The sequence below is a fragment of the Desulfovulcanus sp. genome, assembly GCF_982781345.1.
The window spans coordinates 1-1,108 of record NZ_CEYAEZ010000198.1; the positions used below are offsets into that span (position 1 = coordinate 1).

At 44.0% G+C, this 1,108-nt stretch carries 1 protein-coding gene; it reads left to right on the forward strand.

Annotation, left to right across the window (positions count from 1 at the left end):
- Nucleotides 1–1,010 (forward strand): type I restriction endonuclease subunit R (locus tag AC3WVG_RS12200; RefSeq protein ID WP_488798389.1); only part of this gene is annotated, 1,010 nt, incomplete at its 5' end.
- Between the last annotated feature and the right edge of the window lie 98 nt (nt 1,011–1,108).

Below are 1,108 nucleotides of genomic sequence, written 5' to 3' on the forward strand. Positions count from 1 at the left end.
AAGTAGCGGCCTATCACCAGTATTATGCTGTAAGCAAAGCCGTTGAGTCCACCAAAGAAGCGGCAAAAGAAGAAGGTTCCAGAAAAGCCGGGGTTGTATGGCATACACAGGGCAGTGGCAAGTCTTTATCTATGGTCTTTTACACAGGCAAGGTTGTCCTTGAGCTGAATAACCCTACTATTGTTGTCATTACCGATCGTAACGATTTAGATGATCAGCTTTTTGATACCTTTGCCGGATGTAAGCAGTTACTGCGGCAGGATCCTGTCCAGGCGAACAGCAAGACGCATTTAAAAGAGCTTCTTAAGACTGCGGGTGGCGGCATAGTCTTCGCCACTATACAGAAGTTTTTCCCTGAGAATGGCGAGATGGACTTCGACCTTCTTTCTGACCGTAAAAATATTGTTGTAATTGCCGATGAAGCGCATCGCAGTCAATATGGGTTCGGGGCTAAGACAAGGGTTAAGAACGGCGAAGCTTATACCTCGTATGGTTTCGCAAAATATATCCGGGATGCTCTTCCCCATGCTTCATTTATCGGTTTTACAGGCACACCTATTGAGAAAGAAGACGCATCTACCCTAGCTGTTTTCGGCAACTATATTGATATTTACGATATCGAACAGGCTGTTGATGACGGAGCGACTGTCCGTATTTACTATGAATCCCGCTTGGCCAAGATTCAACTTAAACCTGAAGAGAAAGAACTGCTTGATGCCGAAGTTGAGGCAATAACTGAAGGCGAAGAATCTACGGCAAAGGAAAAGGCCAAAGCAAAATGGACCCAACTGGAGGCCATTGTCGGCCATAAAGACAGGCTGAAAATTATCGCCAAAGATATCATTGATCATTATGAGAAACGGCAAAACGCATTTGAAGGCAAAGCAATGATCGTTGCCATGAGCCGCCGGATAGCCGTTGAGCTATATGACGCGATCATAAAAATACGGCCTGACTGGCACAGTGAAGATAAAAAGAAAGGCGTCATTATGTGTGTGCATTCCTTTTAAAACACCTTTTTCAAAAAGTTCTGTTTTTTTAATATCTGCTTTTAAATCATATCCATTTTCAGGAATTGCAAGAAGAAGCGGTGCACCAGGCTCTGGTT